The following is a 5375-nucleotide window of genomic DNA, read 5'->3' on the forward strand; positions in this document are numbered from 1 at the left end:
CGCCGGCGTGGGTGGGGAGGTGGTCCGTCGGCGCCAGGTTGCCGCGGGCGGCGGGCGCCCCTGCCGCGCCCGCCGGGGCGGAGTCCGTGGAAGCACCGGCGGAGAACGCGCCGAATCCGCCGGCCGCGATCGCGACGGCCACCGCGCCGCCGGCCATCACACGCGTACGCCGGGAAACCTTCTTGACGTGCTTCATCGCCGAAAACTCCTGAGGTTCGATGGTCCCTGCGGGCCGGCCTTCCCGGCCGTCCCGATGACATGTCCCATCCTCGTTCGGCGAGCGCCGCGCCTCTTCGACGTACCGGCTGCGAGTAGCGCGCGGGACGGTTGGCGGGGGAGTCAACCGATCGGTTGATGCGGCGGTCCCGAGCCGGCATACGGAGCGGCCGGGCCCCGCCGTGTCCGGCGGGCCCCGGCCGCATCACTCGAGACAGACGCGCCGCCTCAGACCATTACGCGCCGGTGCAGCGCGGTGACGACGCTGCGGGCGGAGGTGAACGCGCCGTGCTGCCAGGCGATCGCGTTGGAGAGGTGATCGCCCGCGAAGTAGACGCGGCCGGCCGGTTCGAGCAGCTTCTTGTACTCGGGGGTGGCGGCCCCGCCGTGGCTGTCCCCGGCGCCCTGCCAGGAGGCCCAGGCGCCTTCGGAGTACTTGGTGCGGCGCCAGCTCCCGGAGAACGAGGACGTGATGTCGCGGCGGTACGCGTCGCCGTGGATCTCGACTCCCTCGGCCACCGCCTTGGCCAGCCGCTGCCTGTGCGTCAGCGGTTCGAACGCCTCCTGCCGGCGGCCGGTGTTGTAGTAGCCCACGACCACACCGCGGTCCGCGTTGTAGTGATCGAAGGGGAACATGATCTGGGCGATGTCCCGGTCGGTGTTGCTCGCGCCGCCGAAGATCCGCTGGTCCAGTTCCCACCAGCGCCGCGAGTACTCGATGGCGAGTTTGCCCGCGGCCACGGGCTTGGCGGCGCCCAGCGCGGTCAGCACGTCCGCGGGCAGGTTCGTGCGCAGGCGCCCGACCAGCTGTGGCGGGATCGTACAGATGACGTAGTCGGCGCGGACGGACCGGTCCCGGCCGCCGGCCCTGTAGTCGACGCTCACCCCAGAGGACGTGTTGCGCAGACCGGTCACCTCGGCGCCGTAGGTGATCCGGCTGCGGCCGATCCGTTCCTGGAAGGCGTGGTAGATCCGGTCCATGCCGCCGACCGGTGTGAACATCATCATCGCCTGGTCGTAGCCGAACTCGAAGGCGAAGTTCCGTCCGATGCCGGAGCGTATGACGTCCGACATCGGGGCCGGCCGGGTCTCGCTGCCGAACTCGAGCCCGGCGCCCGGTTCCGTGCTGTAGCCGCGGCGCGAGGACCCCAGATAGCGCCCGTCGCTCGACAAGTCGCCGAAGCCGGACAGGAATGCGGAGAGCGCCTCCTTGTCCTCGCGGCTCAGGACCTGATCGAGCGCACCCTGCGAGGTGGCCTTCTGCAGGAGTTCCGACATGTAGCCGTACGTGTCCGCCTTCGCGGCCCGGTACGTGACGGAGCTCTTCGACAGCGGGGTGTCACCCGCGTAGTTGACCATGGCGTTGGCGTTCTGGTTGGGGAACACCTGCAGTTCTACGCCCAGTTCGCGGCAGTAGTCCACGGTGATGTGGCTCTGCGGGATGCGGGTGGCGCCCAGGTTGAAGACCTGGCCCTCGGAGAACGTGCACCGCTGTGTCTCGCCGTCCAGATCGGTCTCGGTGGTTCCCTTGCGGACCGTCCAGACACGGCCGCCGGGCCGCGTACGTCCCTCGAGGACCGTGACGTCGTAACCGGCCTTGCGCAGTTCATAGGCCGAGCAGAGTCCGGCGGGGCCCGCACCGAGCACCACGACCTTCGGTGCTCCGCCCGGCCGGCCGATGAGGTCGTCCATCTTCGGGCCCTGGAAGGCGTGTTCGGCCGCGGTGGCCGTGGGTGCGAGGCCGATGGTGGCCATCGCACCGTAGGCCAGACCGGCGCCGCCGGTGACGCCGAGCCGGTGCATGAACGAACGTCTTGTGACTGCCACTTGCGGTTCCATCCCATCTTCCCTAGCGGTGCGGATACGCGGCCGTGACCTCGACCTCGACGAGCCAGCCCGGTACCGCGAGGGAGGAGACCTCCATCGTCGCCCGGGCGGGGCGGGCGGAGTTGACCGTGAGCGGCGCCTTGGGCGCGGAGGTGCCAATCGGCACCGGCACGACCTCGCCGGTGCTCAGGTCGGTGTTGGCGAAGTACTGGCGATAGGCGCGGTTCCAGCCGGCGTAGTCGGCGGACGCGGCACCGGGCGGCTTCATCAGATAGCACTTCATCGTGATCACGTCGCGCGGCCGCAGTCCGGCGGCCTTGAGGTTCGCCGCGATGTTCCGCAGCACCACCAGCGCTTGCGCTTCCGTGACGGTGACGCCCTGCGCGCTCTCCGTCATCGACGGATCGGTGTACCGCTCGGGCGAGTTGGCCGGCGCGGACGGGTTCAGGGCCGTGGGGCCGAGTCCGCTGCTCTGGTAGAGCGCGACCTCGCCGCCGGTGGCGACCCCGTTGGCGATGGCGGGGTTGCTCTGCCCCTCGGGCAGCGCGACCCGCACCTCGTGGTCGCCGATGCGCCAGCCCTTCGACTGGGCGACCGCCGTGCCGCCGAGCGCCAGGGTGGCGCTGACCGCGGCGGCGGTGAGTACCCTCGTGCGTCTGTTCACCGTGTCGTCACCTCTCGTGGACCGGTCCGTTGCTTCGCGTCGGCCGACAGCCTGGCTCCGGTGTGTGTCGCCGCCGCGAACACGCCGCTACGTCCGCCGCCTGGCGCGTGAGAATCGGCGCCGCCGCGTTCCCACCGCGCGTCGACCTTCCGTATCCGCGCCGAAACACCGGTGAAATCCGGCCTGCCTACGGTCGCGCCATGCCTCCCCGCGCCCCTCGCCCGAGCAGCCCCGTTCCCACGGGAACGGCGTTGCACGAGGCGATCGCGCGGTCGTTCTCCGTACACGAACCACCGCGCGCTCTCTCGCCGTTGAGGGCCCTCGGCAGGCGGCAGCTGTCCGGTGTCGAAGTGATGGCTCAGTCGATCGCGACGACGGCGCCGGCGGCCTCGATGATCGGCCTGCCGCTCGCGATGCTGCAGAGTTCCGTCCTCGGCGGCGTCCTCGCGATCGTCGCCTCGGTGGCCGTCATGGCGCTGATCGCGCTCTGCGTCTCGCAGTTCACCCGGCGCCTCGCGGCGGCGGGCGGCCTGTACACCTTCGTCGCGAAGGGGGCGGGCCGGCGCCGCGCGCTGGCCGTCGGCGTGGCCATGGGCGTCAAGGACTGCGGCAGCGCCGCCCTCACGCTCTATCAAGGAGGGCAGGAGGTCATCCGTCTGCTCGGCGCCCTGGGCATCGACGCCAGGGGGCCGGCCGGATCCGCGGCCGTGCACTGCCTCGTGACGGCGGCCATCCTGCTCGTGGTGGTGCGTGGAGTGCGCCGCGCCATGCTCGCGATCCTTGTCGTGGAACTGTGCTCACTGGCGCTCATCGTGGGCCTGCTGCTGTCCGGGGACACCGGTGCCCGGCTGCCGCAGCCCGGGCCGCCGGCGTCGTCCCACGCCACGCTCCTGCTCGTCCTCTCGGCGATGTTCGCCCTGGCGGGGTTCGAGAGCGCCGCCTTCCTGGGGCCCGAGGCGAAGCGCCCGTTGGTGACCGTCACGCGCACCGTGCTGTGGACGCCCGTCATCTGCGGGGCGCTGTTCCTGCTTGCCGCCTGGGCGGTCTCGTCAGGGCGGGCGGGCATGCTGCTCAACGCCTATACGGGCGGTGCCGACGGCGGCGTGGACCCGGGACTCGGCACCGCACTGCACCTCGGGGTCATGTGCTCGTGGCTCGCCTCGGCCATGGCCTCGTTCAACGCGGCGTCGCACCTCTTCTACACGATGGCCGTCGAGCGGATCCTGCCGTCGCCCTTCCGGCGCGTCCACACCACCCACCGCACCCCGCACGGAGCGCTCGCCGCCGTCGCCGTACTGGTGTGCGCGGTCTGCCTCGCCCTGAACGCGGCACGCCAAGGAGCCGCCGCGCCGCCGGTGGCGCTCAGACTCACGGTCCAGGGCGCGCTGGTCATCGCGTACGTCCTGGTGACGCTCGCGTGTCTGCGGTTCCTGGCGCGCATCGGGGAGTTGACGCCGCTCGTGAAGGTGGCGGCGACGCTGGCGAGCGGCGCGGGCACGGCACTGCTCGGCTCCCTGCTGTTCGTCTCAGTGACCGGTCACGACAAGGTGGTGCCCGCGGCGCTCGGAGCGGTCGCGGTGTCGGGTGTCGTCGTGGTCGCCGTCCTGAGACGGCTCAGACCGGGCGCGCTGGAGCGCGTCGGCGTGTTCGACTCGGCCGAGTCCGACGACGTGCTGCCGGGTTCGGCCTCGTACGGAAGGAACGCCCGCGGGCTCGACTCCCTGGTCCGCAGACCATGACCGCGCACCCGGTCCAGCGGGCGCTGGCCATACTCGAAGCGGTGGCCCACCTCGGCCCGGGAGCGACGGCCCGGCAGATCGCGGTCTTCACCGCCACACCGGCCTCGACCGCCTACCGTCTCCTGAACCTTCTCGTCGCCGACGGCTATCTGGTGCGGATCGAGGACCTGTCGGGATTCGCCCTCGGGCGCCGCACCCGCGAACTGGCGGGCGCGGAGCCGGAGGACGAGTCGTACGAGTCGGTCCTCACCGAACTGCGCGGACGCGTCCGCTTCGGCATCCACCTGGCGGTGTTCGACGGGACGGGCATCAGGCTCGCGAGCCGCGATCCCGACCATGCGCCGGCCGGGGAGGGGACGCTGACCGGCCACCCCCACGCCTCGGCCGTCGGGAAGATAGCGCTCGCGTTCCATCCCGCGCTGTTCGCCGACCGGTCCCTGCGCAGCGTCACACACCGGACCATCACCTCCCCGGACGTCCTCTCCGCCGAACTGGCCCGCGTGCGGCAGCGCGACATCGCCACCGAGGTCGAGGAGTCCCGGATCGGCCGCTGCGGTGTCGCGGTCCCGGTCCGCGACGCGCACCACGTCGTCTGCGGCGCCCTGACGGCGCTCGGCGGATCGGCCGGCCTCCGGGTCGACGACACGGACCTCGCCGACCTCCTGCACATGTATGCCGCGCGGCTTGCGGGCGTCTTCGGCCCCCTCGCGACCGACCGGCGCACCGAAACGTGCGGGTGAGGGCGGTTGCGGGCACGGCGCGGCTCGCTCAGGCCGGCCTCTGAGGCCGCTCAGCCCGCTCGCCCCGCTCAGGCCGTGACCTCGACCGCCCGGTCCACGGTGAAGCCGAGCGGCCCTCGCCGATCGGTCGCCGCCCCGTGCACCCCCAGCCGCGCGGAAGCGGCGCCGACCGCCGGGGCCGGGGGCGTG

The 5375-nt window shown here is 72.1% G+C and carries 4 protein-coding genes and 1 pseudogene; 2 read left to right on the forward strand and 3 right to left on the reverse strand.

The window, feature by feature from the left end; translation table 11 throughout:
* From JAO81_RS41375 to JAO81_RS43835, 3 genes and pseudogenes are all read right to left on the reverse strand, one after another.
* Positions 1-196, reverse strand: a pseudogene (locus tag JAO81_RS41375) (heme-binding protein); the annotation flags it as partial.
* Positions 197-444: 248 nt separating this feature from the next.
* Positions 445-2043, reverse strand: coding sequence for an FAD-dependent oxidoreductase (locus tag JAO81_RS41380; RefSeq protein ID WP_307814232.1), 1599 nt, complete (start codon positions 2041-2043; stop codon positions 445-447).
* A 22-nt stretch (positions 2044-2065) separates the two neighbouring features.
* Positions 2066-2707, reverse strand: coding sequence for a Rid family hydrolase (locus JAO81_RS43835; RefSeq protein WP_199553168.1), 642 nt, complete (start codon positions 2705-2707; stop codon positions 2066-2068).
* A gap of 200 nt (positions 2708-2907) precedes the next feature.
* On the opposite strand from JAO81_RS43835, the gene JAO81_RS41390 reads away from it, so the two are divergent.
* Together JAO81_RS41390 and JAO81_RS41395 are read left to right on the forward strand one after the other, a co-directional pair.
* Positions 2908-4446, forward strand: coding sequence for an APC family permease (locus JAO81_RS41390; protein WP_199553169.1), 1539 nt, complete (start codon positions 2908-2910; stop codon positions 4444-4446).
* Positions 4443-5186, forward strand: a complete 744-nt coding sequence (locus tag JAO81_RS41395) for an IclR family transcriptional regulator (RefSeq protein WP_199553170.1) — start codon at positions 4443-4445, stop codon at positions 5184-5186. Before JAO81_RS41390 ends, JAO81_RS41395 begins: the two co-directional genes overlap by 4 nt.
* Positions 5187-5375 lie beyond the last annotated feature (189 nt).

The sequence above is a fragment of the Streptomyces sp. N35 genome, from assembly GCF_016464295.1.
In the GTDB taxonomy this organism is placed as follows: Bacteria; Actinomycetota; Actinomycetes; order Streptomycetales; family Streptomycetaceae; genus Streptomyces.